We start from the raw sequence: 15363 nt of genomic DNA on the forward strand, positions 1-15363 counted from the left end.
GTCTTACTTACGTGATAATGATTTCAGATCGGGACGATTCATTAACCTTTCATATTGCTGGGTCATTCGATATGAATTAATTTGAGTACTAAAATCCATTGTAACCACAACCAAAATTAATAGCGAAGTGCCACCCAAATAGAAAGGAACATTTAATGCCGTCGTTAAAAACTCCGGAATCAAACAAATGATGGTAATGTATAAAGCACCAAACAGGGTCAAATGCAATACTATCTTCTCTAAGTATCTAGAGGTTTGACCACCAGGACGAATACCTGGCACAAAAGCCCCACTCTTTTTCAAATTTTCTGCCATTTCTTTCGGACTGAATACCAATGCCGTATAAAAATAACAGAAAAAAATAATCGTTGCTGCAAATATCAGAATATAAAGCGACTGGCCACGTTGAAGCATGGAGGCAATTTTGTGCAACATACTGTTAGTATTATTCGAACCAAACCAGCTTAACAAAGTAGAAGGGAACAAAATGATACTGGAAGCAAAAATTGGAGGAATCACCCCAGCCATATTTAATTTGAAAGGCATGTGCGTATTTTGGACTTGTGTAACGTGACCAAATTGACGTTTGGCATAATGAACAGGGATCTTACGCTGAGCACTCTCAAAATAAACAACAATATAAATCAATAATAATGCACCGATTACAATAGAAACAGCCATCAGCATACTCATAGCGCCTTGGCTGGTTAAAGTCCATAACTGAAGAATACCTGACGGAATACCGGCAGCAATGCCTGCTGTAATAATCAATGAAATGCCGTTACCAATACCTCTTTCTGTTATTTGCTCGCCTAACCACATTAAAAACATGGTACCAGTGACCAAACACATTACTGTCGAGATATAGAATTCCAACTGATTCGCGACCACAATACCTTGTTGAAAAACAAAAGTTGCCACACCAAAGCTTTGCAGGATAGCCAGCAATACAGTACCATAACGTGTATATTTCGTAATAATCTTACGGCCAACCTCACCTTCTTTTTTCAATGTCTTTAAAGAAGGTAGAATTTCAGAAGCAAGCTGTACAATAATCGAAGCCGAAATGTATGGCATAATACCGATTGCAAATATACTAAAGCGCTCTAACGACCCCCCTGAGAACATATTTAACATTCCCAAAATACCGTTTCCAGCGCTTTCATATAACTTAGCTAATGCAACAGCATCTACACCCGGCACTGGAATATGAGCACCAATACGGAAAACGACCAATGCTCCAATTAAGAACAATAGACGTTTTTTCAAGTCTCTGAATTTAGATAAACCTGAGGAAGATTGTTGACTAGCCACTGTAATTTAAGCCTTATTCTTCAACTTTACCACCAGCAGCTTCAATTGCTGCTCGTGAGCCTTTAGTTACTTTAATGCCTTTCAAAGTAACTGCTTTAGAAATTTCACCAGAAACAATTACTTTAACATTAGTTGCATTAGCAGGAACCAGACCTGTTTGTTTCAATACCAACAAGTCAATCTCTGATACTGCAACTAAAGCCAATTCACTCAAACGAACTTCTGCATTTGCAGAAGCAGTAAAAGACTTGAAACCACGTTTTGGCAAGCGGCGTTGTAAAGGCATTTGACCACCTTCAAAACCTACTTTATGAAAGCCACCAGAACGGCTTTTTTGACCTTTATGGCCACGACCACCGGTTTTCCCTAAGCCACTACCAATACCGCGACCAACTCGGCGAGCCGAATAGGTTGAACCTTCAGCTGGCCGGATAGTATTCAAAAACATATTAAGACTCCACTTTCAACAAATAGCTGATTTTATTAATCATACCACGGTTTTCAGGGGTATCCAAAATCTCAACAGTATGCTCACGGCGACGAAGGCCCAAACCGTGCGCACAAGCACGGTGAGATTCAATAGTACCAATTAAACTTTTAACCAAAGTAACTTTGATTTTCTTCTGCTCAGTCATGACCAGCTCCTAAAATATCTTCTACTGTCAAACCGCGCTTAGCAGCAATATCAGCAGGGGTATATAATTTTGATAAGCCGTCTAATGTAGCACGCACAATGTTGTAAGGATTGGTAGAACCATGTACTTTAGCTGAAATGTTATGAATACCCATTGCATCAAATACTAAACGCATTGGACCACCAGCCTTAACACCACTACCTTCTTTTGCAGGCTGCATAAATACACGGGTAGCACCATGACGACCAATTACTTCATGATGAATAGTACCGTTCTTCAAAGGTACTTTAATCATAGAGCGACGAGCTTGATCCATTGCTTTTTGAACAGCCACAGGCACCTCTTTAGATTTGCCTTTACCCATACCAATGCGACCATCGCCATCACCAACTACAGTCAGCGCAGAGAAAGCCATAATACGGCCACCTTTAACAACTTTTGTTACACGGTTTACAGCAACCATTTTTTCAATTAAGCCGTCGCCGCGTTCTTCAATTTCATGTTTTGCCATCTGAAAGTCTCCAAATAATTAGAAGCTTAAACCATTTTCACGTGCAGCTTCAGCTAATGCTTTCACACGGCCGTGATATTGGAAACCAGAACGGTCAAAAGCAACTTTCTCTACACCTGCTGCTTTTGCTTTTTCTGCAATACGTTTGCCAATCAATGCAGCTGCTTCAACATTACTGCCTGATTTTAAGCTACTGCGTACTTCAGATTCTAAGGTAGAGGCTTGAGCCAATACTTGATCACCTTCAGCATTAATTACTTGAGCATAAATATGATTATTAGTGCGGAATACGCATAATCTTACCATTTTCAAGTCCGCAATACGAGCACGGGTTTTGCGTGCGCGACGGAGTCGGGTTGCATGTTTATTCATTTTAGTGAACCTCAATTATTTTTTCTTGGCTTCTTTCATCACTACTACTTCGCCCACATAGCGTACACCTTTACCTTTATAAGGCTCAGGAGAACGGAATGCGCGAATTTCAGCAGCAACTTGACCAACGATCTGTTTATCCGCACCAGTCAACACGATTTCAGTTTGACTAGGAGTTTGCACAGAAACACCTTCAGGCATTTCATAGATGATTGGATGAGAAAAACCCAAAGATAAATTCAAAGTTTTACCTTGCGCTTGTGCGCGATAACCTACACCAATTAATTGAAGTTTTTTCTCAAAACCTTCAGAAACACCTTTGACCATATTATTAACTAAAGCGCGGGCAGTGCCGGACATAGCATTTGCTTGTTTAGTATCATTTGCCGCAGAAAAAGTTAATTTATCATCATCTAATTTGATAACAACATTAGAGCTAAAAGGAAACGACAACTCGCCATTTTTACCTTTAACTACCAATTCGTCTGTTCCAAAATTCACTTCCACACCAGCAGGAACAGTCACTGGATTTTTAGCTACGCGTGACATTTATATTTCTCCACTAGGCAACGATACACAACAACTCACCACCCACCCCTTCAGAGCGTGCTTTACGATCAGTCATTACACCTTTAGAGGTACTTATAATAGCAACACCTAGACCATTCTTTACACTTGGAATGTCGCTAGAAGCTTTATAAATACGCAAACCAGGACGTGAGACACGTTTAATTTGCTCAATAACAGGGCGACCTGCATAATATTTCAGTTGAATTTCCAATACTGGTTTTGCATCAGCAGAAACTGCAAAGTTCTCGATATACCCTTCTTCTTTCAAAACTTTTGCGATTGCACATTTCAGTTTTGAAGAAGGCATGGCAACTGCAACTTTATTAGCACGTTGCGCATTGCGGATACGAGTCAACATATCGGAAATAGGATCATGCATACTCATTATTAATACTCCTATTACCAGCTAGCTTTTACAACACCCGGAATTTCGCCACGCATAGCGATTTCACGGATTTTAATACGACCCAAACCGAATTTACGGAAAGTGCCACGAGGGCGACCTGTCAAAGCACAACGGCGACGTTGGCGCACAGGCGCTGCATTACGCGGAATCGCTTGAAATTTCAAACGAGCCTCGAAACGATCTTCATCAGAAGCATTTGAATCATTAATAACAGCAAAAATCTCTTTGCGTTTAACTGCATATTTTTTCGCTAAAGCTTGACGTTTCAGCTCACGATTAATAAGTGCTTTCTTAGCCATGGTTAACCTTTGAACGGAAATTTAAATAAAGACAACAAAGCCCTCGCTTCTTCATCAGTTTTGGCAGTAGTAGTAATGGTGATATTCAAACCACGCAGAGCATCAATTTTATCGTATTCAATTTCCGGAAAAATGATTTGCTCGCGCACACCCATATTGTAATTACCACGACCGTCAAAAGACTTACCATTCACACCGCGGAAGTCTCGTACACGAGGCAATGCGATAGTAACTAAACGATCTAAAAATTCAAACATTTGATTACGGCGCAATGTAACTTTACAGCCCACAGGATAGTTATCACGAATTTTAAAGCCTGCAATAGACTTACGAGCAATAGTTACCACTGGTTTTTGACCAGCAATTTTTTCCAAATCTGATACAGCGTGTTCCATTACTTTTTTATCGGCAACAGCTTCACCAACACCCATATTCAAGGTAATTTTCTCAATACGAGGAACTTCCATAATGGATTTGTAACCGAACTGTTTTACCAATTCAGGAATTACCGTATCTTTATAATACTCTCTCAAGCGAGCCATGATATCTCCTTATGCTCCGATGATAGAACCATTAGACTTAAAGAAACGAACGCGCTTCACTTTACCTTCGCCCTCAATCAATTTAATACCAACACGATCAGCTTTATTGGTTTCAGGATTTAAAATCGCAACATTAGAAATTGCCAAGGGCATTTCTTTAGTAATAACACCACCTTCAACACCACGTATAAGGTTTGGTTTTTGATGGCGTTTTACTAAATTTACACCTTCAACAACGATTTTATCACCTACAACACGAACTACTTGACCTTGTTTGCCTTTATCTTTACCAGCTATAACGATTACTTTATCGCCTTTAATAATTTTGTTCATCGCTTCTTTTCCTTATAAAACTTCAGGTGCCAATGAAACAATTTTCATGAAACGTTCAGTACGTAATTCACGAGTAACTGGACCAAAAATACGGGTACCTAGAGGCTCAAGCTTATTATTTAATAATACAGCTGCATTGTTATCAAATTTAATCAATGCACCATCCGGGCGACGAACACCTTTAGCAGTGCGAACAACTACTGCATTGTATACATCACCTTTTTTAACACGGCCACGAGGCGCAGCATCTTTAACTGCAACTTTAATAATATCGCCAACCGAAGCATAGCGACGCTTAGATCCGCCCAATACCTTGATACACATAACGCGACGCGCACCAGAGTTATCAGCCACATCTAAGATGGTCTGCATTTGAATCATGTTATTACCTTTAAATTAACCAACTTAATTTACCTTTTTCATTTGATTTATAACTAAGCCAAGCTTCTATCAAATGAAACCTGTTAGGTTCTAGTAAACCAGTCTTGGACCCCGACGGGAAGAAACTTTCAGAAGAATACTAAAAGATAAAAAACGAAGTCTACACGCAAATTAGATTTGCTGCAATACTTCGTTTCTTACTAAGTGCATTACTGTATCAAAAACTAAACAGTACGCGCCTTCTCAGCCAGCTCTTTAACAATCCAAGATTTGGTTTTTGACAATGGGCGAGACTCCGCAATTACCACGATGTCACCAACGCCATACTCATTGTTTTCATCATGCGCATGAACTTTGGAAGACAAACGAATAATTTTACCGTATAAAGGATGTTTTACTTTACGCTCAACCAACACGGTTACAGTTTTATCCATTTTGTTGCTTACCACTTTGCCTTGCAAAGTACGAACATTTTTTTCTACGCTCATTACTTAGCACCTTTTTCAGTTAAAATGGTTTTAATACGGGCAATATTGCGACGCACACGTTTTAATTCACTTGGTTTACCCAATTGACCAGTGGCATTTTGCATACGCAAACCGAATTGCGCTTTAAACAAGTCAAGCAAATCAGCATTCAACTGCTCAATAGATTTGCCTTTCAATTCATTTGCTTTCATTATTGACCTACCTGTCTTACTACAAAGCTTGTAGGAATAGGCAATTTTGCCGCAGCTAACTCAAAAGCTTCACGAGCTAGTGCTTCTGGTACGCCATCCATTTCATACAATACTTTGCCTGGTTTGATTTCAGCAACGTAATATTCAACATTACCTTTACCGCCACCCATACGAACTTGAATAGGTTTTTCAGTAATCGGTTTGTCAGGAAATACACGAATCCAAATACGACCACCACGCTTGATGTGGCGAGTCATCGTACGACGTGCAGCTTCAATTTGACGAGCAGTCAACCGGCCACGACCTACTGCTTTCAAACCAAATTCGCCGAAACTTACTTTGTTACCACGAGTAGCGATACCGGTGTTACGGCCTTTGTGCTGCTTACGGTATTTTAGTCTAGTTGGCTGCAGCATGACGACCACCTGCCTTTCTTTGTTTCTTGTTTTGCTCAGGTTTATCAGCAGCTTTATCATTACCCTCCGTGTAAACCCAAACTTTCAAGCCTAATACACCATAAGTAGTGTTGGCTTCACTAGTCGCATAATCAACATTAGCACGCAAAGTATGCAAAGGCACACGGCCTTCACGATACCATTCACTACGTGCGATATCTGCACCATTCAGACGGCCAGAAGTCATAATCTTAATGCCTTTTGCACCAGCACGCATTGCATTTTGCATAGACCTCTTCATTGCACGACGGAATTGGACACGTTTCTCCAATTGCTGAGCAATACTGTCTGCAATAATTTGAGCATCCAATTCAGGCTTACGGATTTCTTCAATATTTACGTGAACCGGGACACCCATTAAGGCTTGCAGATCGCGTTTCAAAATTTCGATATCCTCACCTTTCTTACCAATAACCACACCAGGACGAGCGGAATGAATGGTAATACGTGCAGATTTAGCAGGGCGCTCAATCATTACACGACCAACAGAGGCATTTGCCAAACGAGTCCGCAGATAATTACGAACATCAATATCTTGTTTCAGTACGGTCGCAAATTCGTTGCTCTTAGCGAACCATTTTGAAGACCAGTCTTTAGTTACCGCCAGGCGAAAGCCTGTAGGGTTAATCTTTTGTCCCATAGCTTTTCCTTAGTTGCCCACTGTCACATTAATATGACAAGTTTGTTTTTCAATGCGGTTACCGCGGCCTTTTGCACGCGCTTGGAAACGTTTCAAGCTAGGACCTTTGTCAACGAAGATAGTTACCACTTTCAACTCATCAATGTCCGCACCATTATTGTGCTCGGCATTCGCAATCGCTGATTCCAAAACTTTCTTAATCAATTCAGCACCTTTTTTTGGGCTGAATGTCAAGATATTCAAAGCCTGGGCAACGTCTTTACCACGGATTAAATCAGCTACCAAGCGAGCTTTTTGAGCTGAAATACGGGCATTTTTATGTTGTGCATTCACTCTCATGATTCACCTTATTTCTTTTTAGCCTTTTTATCAGCCAAATGGCCTTTAAAGGTACGGGTCAATGAGAATTCACCTAATTTGTGGCCGACCATGTTATCGCTGATAAATACCGGAACATGGGTGCGGCCGTTATGTACAGCAATAGTCAAACCGATAAAATCAGGCAAAATGGTAGAACGACGCGACCAAGTTTTAATTGGGCGTTTGTCGTTGCTTGCACGAGCAGCATCTACTTTTTTCAGCAAATGCAGGTCTACATATGGGCCTTTTTTCAATGAACGAGCCATATTAATTAACCTTTATTTGAGTAACGACGACGAATAATCATATTATCCGTGCGTTTGTTATTACGAGTACGGTAACCCTTAGCAGGAGTACCCCATGGGCTAACTGGTTCGCGAGCTTCACCAGTACGGCCTTCACCACCACCATGAGGGTGATCGACAGGGTTCATCACAACACCCCGGACAGTAGGACGGATACCGCGCCAACGATTGGCACCGGCTTTACCGATTTTTTTCAGGCTTTGTTCTTCGTTACCCACTTCACCGATAGTAGCTCGGCAATCAACATGGATTTTACGTACTTCTCCTGAGCGCAAACGTACTTGAGCGTATACACCTTCTTTTGCCAACAAGACAGCAGAAGCACCGGCAGAACGTGCAATTTGAGCACCTTTGCCAGGTTTCATTTCGATGCAATGAATGGTTGTACCAACAGGAATGTTACGAATTGGCAAAGTATTACCAACTTTAATCGCGGCTTCAGCACCTGAAACCAGTACAGCACCGGCTTGAATACTACGTGGCGCAATGATGTAACGACGCTCACCATCTGCATAACACAACAAAGCGATGAAAGCAGTACGGTTAGGATCGTACTCGATACGCTCTACTTTTGCAGGGATACCATCTTTATTACGTTTAAAGTCGACTACGCGGTAGTGTTGTTTATGGCCGCCACCTTTATGGCGGGTGGTGATATAACCATTGTGGTTACGACCGGCAGTAGAATGTTTCTTTTCTAGCAAAGGCGCATAAGGTGCACCTTTGTGCAAGCCTTCTGCAACTACGCGAACCATGCCGCGACGACCTGCAGAAGTTGGCTTCATTTTAACGATTGCCATTTTCTATATTCCTTATTCTGCAGCTGCAGCAGCGGCTTCCAAATTTAACTCTTGGCCAGCAGCCAAGCTCACATAAGCTTTTTTAACATCGCTGCGACGGCCCAAAGTACGACCAAAACGTTTAGTTTTACCTTTAATGGTAACAGTAGTCACAGAAGCAACTTCGACACCAAACAGCAATTCAACAGCTGCTTTGATTTCAAGTTTAGTTGCATTTGCCAATACTTTAAACGTCATTTGATTACGTTTTTCAGCCAATACGTTGCTTTTTTCAGAAACGATAGGTGCCAAAATCACTTGAGTCAAACGTTGTTGATTCATACCCATTGCTCCTCTAATTGTGCAACCGCATCTTTAGTCATGATTACTTTTTTATAACGCAACAAGCTGTAAGGATCAACTTGCTGAGCCTCTAGAACCAGTACATTCGGTAAGTTGCGTGAAGCCAAATAAATGTTCTCATCCAACTGTTTGGTCACAAACAGCACTTGCTCCAAACCCAAGCTTTTCACTTGTTCAGCGAATTCTTTGGTTTTAGGTGTATTTGCATTCAATGCATCAATAGCAAACAGACGTTCGTCACGGGCCAATTGAGACAAAATAGTTGCCATACCGGCACGGTACATTTTACGGTTCACTTTTTGAGTGAAGTTTTCGTCAGGTTTGTTAGGGAATGCACGACCACCTTTGCGCCATAACGGAGATGAAGTCATGCCTGAACGGGCACGACCGGTACCTTTTTGGCGCCATGGTTTTTTAGTTGAATGCTTTACTTCAGCACGAGTTTTTTGTGCACGGTTGCCTGAGCGGGCATTTGCCAAAAACGCATTTACAAGCTGATGTACCAATGCTTCATTGTATTCGCGAGCGAACAAAGCATCAGAAACGGTTAAGCTACCTGAAACCCGTCCTTTGGTGTCAATAACTTTTAATTCCATTACGCACCTACTTTCACGCTTGGACGTACCACGACATCACTGTTAACCGAACCAGGAACCGCACCCTTAACCAACAGCAATTGGCGTTCAGCGTCTACACGCACAACTTCCAATTTTTGAACAGTTGATTTGACATTGCCGTATTGACCTGCCATGCGCTTACCTTTGAATACGCGACCAGGATCTTGAGCCATACCGATAGAACCAGGGACACGGTGAGAACGAGAGTTACCGTGAGAGGTACGTTGAGAATCAAAGTTATGACGCTTGATGGTACCGGAGAAACCTTTACCTTTAGAGGTACCGGTTATATCAACCAATTGACCTACTTCAAACATTGAAACTGTGATTTCGTCACCGACTTTCAATTCAACCAGTTTTTCTTCAGTCAAAGCAAACTCAATCAAACCGCGACCAGCTTCAACACCTGCTTTAGCAAAATGACCGGCTTCAGTTTTGTTGATACGATTCGCTTTTTTCTGACCAAAGGTAACTTGTACGGCAGTGTAGCCGTCAGCATCTTTGGATTTTACTTGTGTAACGCGGTTAGCAGACATATCCAAAACGGTTACCGGAACAGAAACACCCTGTTCGTTAAACACGCGGGTCATACCAACTTTGCGTCCAACCAGACCTAAAGTCATGATTATTTTCCTTTTAGCAAAGGGACAAGCTACGATTGGCTTGTCTTCGGACAAAGATAAAAACTTGGCATAGATCTACCAAGTCCATTATTATAAATCTATTTTCAAAAAATATCCAATAAAAACTTAACGTTTTCATCAAAAAGGCCGTCTGAAAATTACGACAATTCCTTTTCAGACGGCCTTACTCTACAAATGGGTATAAAAATAAAACCGAACGGTTTTGCCTGTTCGGTTTTCAAAGTAACAATTATTGAACTTTGATTTCTACATCAACACCGGCCGGCAAATCCAACTTCATCAGTGCGTCAGTGGTTTTGTCAGTCCAATCCACGATGTCCATCAGACGCAAGTGGGTGCGGATTTCCAATTGTTCACGCGAGGTTTTGTTCACGTGTGGAGAACGCAAGATATTGAAACGTTCAATTTTAGTTGGCAAAGGAATCGGACCTTTTACCACAGCACCAGTGCGTTTAGCAGTTTCAACGATTTCTTGAGCAGAACGGTCAATCAAGCTGTAATCATAAGCTTTCAAACGGATACGGATTTTTTGGTTTGCCATTTATCGATGTCCTTTATTAAGCAATAATAGAAGATACAACACCGGCACCTACGGTACGGCCACCTTCACGGATCGCAAAACGCAAGCCTTCTTCCATCGCGATTGGGGCAATCAGTTCTACAGTGATGGCTACGTTTTCACCAGGCATTACCATTTCTACGCCTTCTTCCAAAGTTACCGCACCGGTAACGTCAGTTGTACGGAAGTAGAATTGTGGGCGGTAGTTAGCGAAGAATGGCGTATGACGACCACCTTCTTCTTTGCTCAATACGTATACTTCTGCTTTGAATTTGGTATGCGGAGTGATTGAGCCTGGTTTGGCCAATACTTGACCGCGCTCAACTTCTTCACGTTTGGTACCACGCAGCAATACGCCTACGTTGTCACCTGCTTGACCTTCATCCAGCAATTTACGGAACATTTCCACACCGGTACAAGTAGTTTTCGCAGTGTCTTTCAAACCAACAATTTCGATTTCATCACCTACGTGGATGATACCGCGCTCTACGCGACCGGTTACTACCGTACCACGACCGGAGATCGAGAATACGTCTTCGATTGGCAACAAGAATGGTTTGTCAACGGCGCGTTCCGGAGTTGGAATGTAGCTGTCCAATGCGTCAGCCAATTCAAAGATTTTCGCTTCGTAAGCAGCATCGCCTTCCAAAGCTTTCAATGCAGAACCTTGGATGATCGGACAGTCGTCACCCGGGAAGTCATAGCTTGACAACAAGTCACGGATTTCCATTTCAACCAATTCCAACAACTCTTCATCGTCAACCATATCGCATTTGTTCATGAACACCAAGATATATGGTACGCCTACTTGGCGGCCCAACAAGATATGCTCACGGGTTTGCGGCATAGGACCGTCGGCAGCAGATACCACCAAAATCGCGCCGTCCATTTGTGCGGCGCCGGTAATCATGTTTTTCACATAGTCAGCGTGACCCGGACAGTCTACGTGAGCGTAGTGACGGGTTTCGGTTTCGTATTCTACGTGAGAAGTGTTAATGGTAATACCGCGGGCTTTTTCTTCCGGTGCGTTGTCGATTTGGTCGTAAGCTTTCGCAGCACCACCGAATTTTTTAGCCAAAATAGTAGTCAACGCAGCAGTCAGCGTGGTTTTACCATGGTCAACGTGACCGATGGTGCCAACGTTTACGTGCGGTTTGCTACGTTCGAATTTTTCCTTAGCCATAAGCTAATTCCTTTTCAATAAAGATCGATTAAAGAACAAAGTCGGATATTCCGACACAAAATCGGGCAGCGCGTTATGCACCACCCTTAAAATGCAGAATTTGTGATTATAGATGTTTTCTCAGAAAAATCAAAGGGAATTTTTCTGTTGTATACACAATAATCAACCTATCCACTACTACCAACCTTGCTGATATGCTTGCAGTACTCTACCAAATCCTGAATCAGAATTATTTATATGAATATAATGATAGTTATGTTCAATTTAGTCAAGATAAAATTGGTGTAGCAGATGCATTGATGGTTAATGGGTTGGTTGATATTGACTTAAAACCTATTTTGTCAGAATTAATGTGGGATACAGAGAAATATTTAGAGAATATTTGGGGTTTATCTAAAGGCTTAATATTTGGGGTTTATCTAAAGGCTTAATGATTTCTCCTCACGGTGTGGTAGCAGGCTTTCCTGTATATGTTGCTCTTAATAGATGCAAGAAGTGGATGGCTGTTTGACAAAAGTAAGCAAGATTTACACACAGGTTTCAATTAACAAGAATGATAATCTTGATGAAATAAGCTATCAATAAGAGAATATACGCTGTAATTTACCAGTAATTTTAGAAATGCAACTGGATGAATTTTATTGGTATTTTTCAGGTCTTCTTTCTGATGAACCAACTCAAAGTCAATACAGAGGGTTGTACTACGAGTCATGTTGAGGATTGGAGGCATGGTCAGTAATGTGTTTTGATATTGATACATTTTTTGAGTCGAAGAAGCGAGAGGAAGTAGCAGCTACATATCTGGAAAATGATTTTCTTCTAACAGAAGAAGAGCGTCGGGTAAAATATGCGGCTCACTGGGTTCTGATGGCTTTAACACGCGCTATACTATGTTCATATCCGTGAATAAACTGAATCGGCATGATTATATTGCGAAAACTCTGTTTTCCCATTTTTAAAAAATGTCTAGGTTTATTCTCAACAGCAATAATCAACAGTAAATCAATCTGCGTTGACTAAATTCTTAATACGGGGTTGATGGATAAAAATAACTGTTGAGTCTTTTGCATAGCGAAAATGCTGATCTTTCATCCAGTTCTCGATAAATAACTTCTCATCAATCTCATAAATATTTTCACCACAGCTCAGATATTTCATTCTCAACTCCTTATTGCAATTAATATGTCTTCGGATTATAGTAATTTTTATAGTTATTAACAAACAAAAAACCGGATTCCCCATCACTGGAAAATCCGGTTTGATTCTTTTCAGACGGCATAAATCATATCATGCCGTCTGAAAGGCTGGATCAGCCTTTACGTGCTTCAGTTACAGCAGCAGCTACGTTTGCAGGAGCTTCGGCATACTTTTTGAACTCCATAGAGTAAGTGGCACGGCCTTGGGTCGCAGAGCGCAGGTCGGTTGAGTAACCGAACATTTCTGCCAGAGGAACCTCGGCACGGACTTTTTTGCCGCCGATACCGTCATCATCCATACCCAATACGATACCGCGACGACGGTTCAAATCGCCCATTACGTCACCCATGTATTCTTCAGGGGTCTCCACTTCAACAGCCATGATTGGCTCCAGCAATGCCGGAGAAGCACGACGCATACCTTCTTTAAAGGCCTGGGAAGCAGCCAATTCAAATGCCAGTTGAGATGAGTCGACATCGTGGGAAGAACCGAATACCAAACGTACGCGGACATCTACCACAGGGAAGCCTGCTACCACACCGTTAGGCAAGGTATCACGAATACCTTTATCAACTGAAGGGATGAATTCGCGAGGAATCACACCGCCTTTAATTTCGTCGATAAATTCGTAGCCTTCACCACCTGGCTCCATAGGTTCCAATTTAATCACAACGTGACCGTATTGACCTTTACCACCGGATTGCTTGGCGTGTTTGTATTCAGATTCCACTTCTTTGCGGATAGTTTCGCGGTAAGCTACTTGAGGCGCACCAATGTTGGCATCTACAGCAAACTCACGTTTCATACGGTCCACAATAATTTCCAAGTGCAGTTCACCCATACCGGAAATAATGGTTTGGCCTGATTCTTCATCGGTGCGTACACGGAATGAAGGGTCTTCTTTCGCCAGACGGTTCAGGGCGATGCCCATTTTCTCTTGGTCGGCTTTGGTTTTCGGCTCAACGGCAACGTGGATTACAGGCTCTGGGAATTCCATGCGTTCCAAAATAATTGGGGCATTTTCAGCAGCCAAAGTTTCACCGGTAGTCACGTCTTTCAAACCGATCGCTGCAGCGATATCGCCGGCGCGTACTTCTTCGATTTCGTCACGGTCATTGGCAGTCATTTGTACCAAACGACCGATGCGTTCGCGAGTACCTTTAACAGAGTTAATCACGCTGTCACCTGATTTCAGAACACCAGAGTAAACACGGATAAAGGTCAAGTTACCCACGTATTTGTCGTTCATCATTTTGAACGCCAAAGCTGAGAACGGAGCGTCGTCACTGGCTTCACGGCTGTCGGCTTCTTCAGTGTTAGGTTTTACACCTTGTACCGGTGGAATGTCGGTAGGGGCCGGCAGGAATTCGACAACCGCATCCAACATACGTTGGACACCTTTATTTTTAAATGCAGAACCACATAATACCGGTTGGATTTCGCCCGCCAAAGTACGTTGACGCAAAGCAGCAACGATTTCTTCTTCAGTCAGCTCGCCTCCTTCCAGGTATTTGTCCATCAATTCTTCAGAAGCTTCGGCAGCGGCTTCAACCATATTACCGCGCCATTCCTCAGCGATATCAACCAAATCAGCAGGAATGCCGCCGTATTCGAAAGTTGCGCCTTTGTCGGCTTCGTTCCAAATAATAGCTTTCATTTTCAGCAGGTCAACCACGCCTTCAAAACCGTCTTCCGCACCAACCGGTATCACTACTGGTACTGGGTTTGCGCGCAGGCGGGTTTTCATTTGTTCAACCACGCGGAAGAAGTTGGCACCTTGCCGGTCCATTTTATTTACAAATGCCAAACGAGGCACTTTGTATTTGTTAGCCTGACGCCATACAGTTTCAGACTGAGGCTGTACACCACCTACCGCACAGTAAACCATTACAGCACCATCCAATACACGCATAGAACGCTCTACTTCTACGGTAAAGTCCACGTGTCCCGGGGTATCGATAATGTTGAAGCGGTGTTCTTTAAACTGACCACCCATACCTTTCCAGTATGCAGTTACGGCAGCAGAAGTAATGGTAATACCTCGTTCTTGCTCTTGTTCCATCCAGTCGGTAGTAGCAGCACCATCATGCACTTCACCAATTTTGTGGGTCAGACCAGTGTAGAATAAAATACGTTCGGTAGTAGTGGTTTTACCTGCGTCAATGTGGGCAGAAATACCAATGTTACGGTACAAGCTAATCGGGGTCTTGCGAGCCATT

26 protein-coding genes are annotated in these 15363 nt (G+C 42.3%); 1 reads left to right on the forward strand and 25 read right to left on the reverse strand.

Annotated elements, in window-relative coordinates:
• Positions 1 to 3: 3 nt before the first annotated feature.
• From secY to tuf, 23 genes are all read right to left on the reverse strand, one after another.
• A complete protein-coding gene (gene secY / locus C7N83_RS02615) occupies positions 4 to 1314 on the reverse strand; it encodes a preprotein translocase subunit SecY (protein WP_106740434.1) in 1311 nt (436 codons plus the stop codon).
• Positions 1315 to 1327: 13 nt separating this feature from the next.
• Positions 1328 to 1762, reverse strand: a complete 435-nt coding sequence (gene rplO / locus C7N83_RS02620; protein WP_106740436.1) for a 50S ribosomal protein L15 — start codon at positions 1760 to 1762, stop codon at positions 1328 to 1330.
• Between the two features lies 1 nt (position 1763).
• The gene (gene rpmD / locus C7N83_RS02625) at positions 1764 to 1949 is read right to left on the reverse strand and encodes a 50S ribosomal protein L30 (RefSeq protein ID WP_106740438.1); all 186 of its coding nucleotides are present in this window, start codon (positions 1947 to 1949) and stop codon (positions 1764 to 1766) included.
• Positions 1942 to 2460, reverse strand: a complete 519-nt coding sequence (gene rpsE / locus C7N83_RS02630) for a 30S ribosomal protein S5 (protein WP_095502538.1) — start codon at positions 2458 to 2460, stop codon at positions 1942 to 1944. Before rpsE ends, rpmD begins: the two co-directional genes overlap by 8 nt.
• Before the next feature lie 18 nt (positions 2461 to 2478).
• Positions 2479 to 2832 carry a 50S ribosomal protein L18 gene (gene rplR / locus C7N83_RS02635; protein WP_106740439.1) on the reverse strand — a complete coding sequence of 118 codons (354 nt, stop codon included), beginning with the start codon at positions 2830 to 2832 and terminating at the stop codon, positions 2479 to 2481.
• Between the two features lie 15 nt (positions 2833 to 2847).
• The gene (gene rplF, locus C7N83_RS02640; protein WP_106740441.1) at positions 2848 to 3381 is read right to left on the reverse strand and encodes a 50S ribosomal protein L6; all 534 of its coding nucleotides are present in this window, start codon (positions 3379 to 3381) and stop codon (positions 2848 to 2850) included.
• 13 nt (positions 3382 to 3394) lie between these two features.
• A complete protein-coding gene (gene rpsH, locus C7N83_RS02645; protein WP_106740443.1) occupies positions 3395 to 3787 on the reverse strand; it encodes a 30S ribosomal protein S8 in 393 nt (130 codons plus the stop codon).
• A 14-nt stretch (positions 3788 to 3801) separates the two neighbouring features.
• Positions 3802 to 4107 carry a 30S ribosomal protein S14 gene (gene rpsN, locus C7N83_RS02650; protein ID WP_106740444.1) on the reverse strand — a complete coding sequence of 102 codons (306 nt, stop codon included), beginning with the start codon at positions 4105 to 4107 and terminating at the stop codon, positions 3802 to 3804.
• A gap of 2 nt (positions 4108 to 4109) precedes the next feature.
• Complete coding sequence (rplE, locus tag C7N83_RS02655; RefSeq protein WP_106740446.1) at positions 4110 to 4649, reverse strand: 50S ribosomal protein L5; 540 nt, start codon at positions 4647 to 4649, stop codon at positions 4110 to 4112.
• Between the two features lie 9 nt (positions 4650 to 4658).
• Positions 4659 to 4982, reverse strand: coding sequence for a 50S ribosomal protein L24 (gene rplX / locus C7N83_RS02660; RefSeq protein ID WP_106740448.1), 324 nt, complete (start codon positions 4980 to 4982; stop codon positions 4659 to 4661).
• A gap of 12 nt (positions 4983 to 4994) precedes the next feature.
• On the reverse strand, positions 4995 to 5363 hold the full coding sequence (gene rplN / locus C7N83_RS02665) for a 50S ribosomal protein L14 (protein WP_002215434.1): 369 nt from the start codon (positions 5361 to 5363) through the stop codon (positions 4995 to 4997).
• Between the two features lie 224 nt (positions 5364 to 5587).
• The gene (gene rpsQ / locus C7N83_RS02670; RefSeq protein ID WP_106740450.1) at positions 5588 to 5851 is read right to left on the reverse strand and encodes a 30S ribosomal protein S17; all 264 of its coding nucleotides are present in this window, start codon (positions 5849 to 5851) and stop codon (positions 5588 to 5590) included.
• Complete coding sequence (rpmC, locus tag C7N83_RS02675) at positions 5851 to 6042, reverse strand: 50S ribosomal protein L29 (protein WP_106740452.1); 192 nt, start codon at positions 6040 to 6042, stop codon at positions 5851 to 5853. The genes rpsQ and rpmC overlap by 1 nt, the downstream gene beginning before the upstream one ends.
• Positions 6042 to 6458, reverse strand: coding sequence for a 50S ribosomal protein L16 (gene rplP / locus C7N83_RS02680; protein ID WP_106740453.1), 417 nt, complete (start codon positions 6456 to 6458; stop codon positions 6042 to 6044). Before rplP ends, rpmC begins: the two co-directional genes overlap by 1 nt.
• Positions 6442 to 7137, reverse strand: coding sequence for a 30S ribosomal protein S3 (gene rpsC / locus C7N83_RS02685; RefSeq protein WP_106740455.1), 696 nt, complete (start codon positions 7135 to 7137; stop codon positions 6442 to 6444). Before rpsC ends, rplP begins: the two co-directional genes overlap by 17 nt.
• A gap of 9 nt (positions 7138 to 7146) precedes the next feature.
• Positions 7147 to 7476: a 50S ribosomal protein L22 gene (gene rplV, locus C7N83_RS02690; RefSeq protein ID WP_003675877.1), complete on the reverse strand. Its 330-nt coding sequence runs from the start codon at positions 7474 to 7476 to the stop codon at positions 7147 to 7149.
• Positions 7477 to 7484: 8 nt separating this feature from the next.
• Positions 7485 to 7763 (reverse strand): 30S ribosomal protein S19, encoded by a 279-nt coding sequence (gene rpsS, locus C7N83_RS02695; protein ID WP_002215422.1) that lies wholly within the window; start codon positions 7761 to 7763, stop codon positions 7485 to 7487.
• A gap of 5 nt (positions 7764 to 7768) precedes the next feature.
• Entirely contained in the window at positions 7769 to 8602 is an 834-nt protein-coding gene (gene rplB / locus C7N83_RS02700; RefSeq protein ID WP_106740456.1) for a 50S ribosomal protein L2, read from the reverse strand.
• A 12-nt stretch (positions 8603 to 8614) separates the two neighbouring features.
• Positions 8615 to 8923 carry a 50S ribosomal protein L23 gene (gene rplW / locus C7N83_RS02705; protein WP_211296560.1) on the reverse strand — a complete coding sequence of 103 codons (309 nt, stop codon included), beginning with the start codon at positions 8921 to 8923 and terminating at the stop codon, positions 8615 to 8617.
• Positions 8920 to 9540, reverse strand: coding sequence for a 50S ribosomal protein L4 (gene rplD, locus C7N83_RS02710; RefSeq protein ID WP_106740459.1), 621 nt, complete (start codon positions 9538 to 9540; stop codon positions 8920 to 8922). The genes rplW and rplD overlap by 4 nt, the downstream gene beginning before the upstream one ends.
• Complete coding sequence (gene rplC / locus C7N83_RS02715; RefSeq protein ID WP_106740461.1) at positions 9540 to 10184, reverse strand: 50S ribosomal protein L3; 645 nt, start codon at positions 10182 to 10184, stop codon at positions 9540 to 9542. Before rplC ends, rplD begins: the two co-directional genes overlap by 1 nt.
• A 250-nt stretch (positions 10185 to 10434) precedes the next feature.
• Positions 10435 to 10746: a 30S ribosomal protein S10 gene (rpsJ, locus tag C7N83_RS02720; protein WP_002642322.1), complete on the reverse strand. Its 312-nt coding sequence runs from the start codon at positions 10744 to 10746 to the stop codon at positions 10435 to 10437.
• A gap of 16 nt (positions 10747 to 10762) precedes the next feature.
• A complete protein-coding gene (gene tuf / locus C7N83_RS02725; protein WP_096294484.1) occupies positions 10763 to 11947 on the reverse strand; it encodes an elongation factor Tu in 1185 nt (394 codons plus the stop codon).
• Positions 11948 to 12141: 194 nt separating this feature from the next.
• Here tuf and C7N83_RS02730 point away from each other — a divergent pair, with 194 nt between their 5' ends.
• Positions 12142 to 12378 carry a hypothetical protein gene (locus C7N83_RS02730; RefSeq protein ID WP_106740463.1) on the forward strand — a complete coding sequence of 79 codons (237 nt, stop codon included), beginning with the start codon at positions 12142 to 12144 and terminating at the stop codon, positions 12376 to 12378.
• Between the two features lie 571 nt (positions 12379 to 12949).
• Here the strand turns inward: C7N83_RS02730 and C7N83_RS14500 are convergent.
• The gene (locus C7N83_RS14500; protein ID WP_170064776.1) at positions 12950 to 13105 is read right to left on the reverse strand and encodes a hypothetical protein; all 156 of its coding nucleotides are present in this window, start codon (positions 13103 to 13105) and stop codon (positions 12950 to 12952) included.
• A gap of 151 nt (positions 13106 to 13256) precedes the next feature.
• Positions 13257 to 15362, reverse strand: a complete 2106-nt coding sequence (fusA, locus tag C7N83_RS02735; RefSeq protein ID WP_106740464.1) for an elongation factor G — start codon at positions 15360 to 15362, stop codon at positions 13257 to 13259.
• Position 15363 lies beyond the last annotated feature (1 nt).

It is taken from the genome of Neisseria iguanae (genome assembly GCF_003013245.1).
Classification (GTDB): Bacteria; Pseudomonadota; Gammaproteobacteria; order Burkholderiales; family Neisseriaceae; genus Neisseria; species Neisseria iguanae.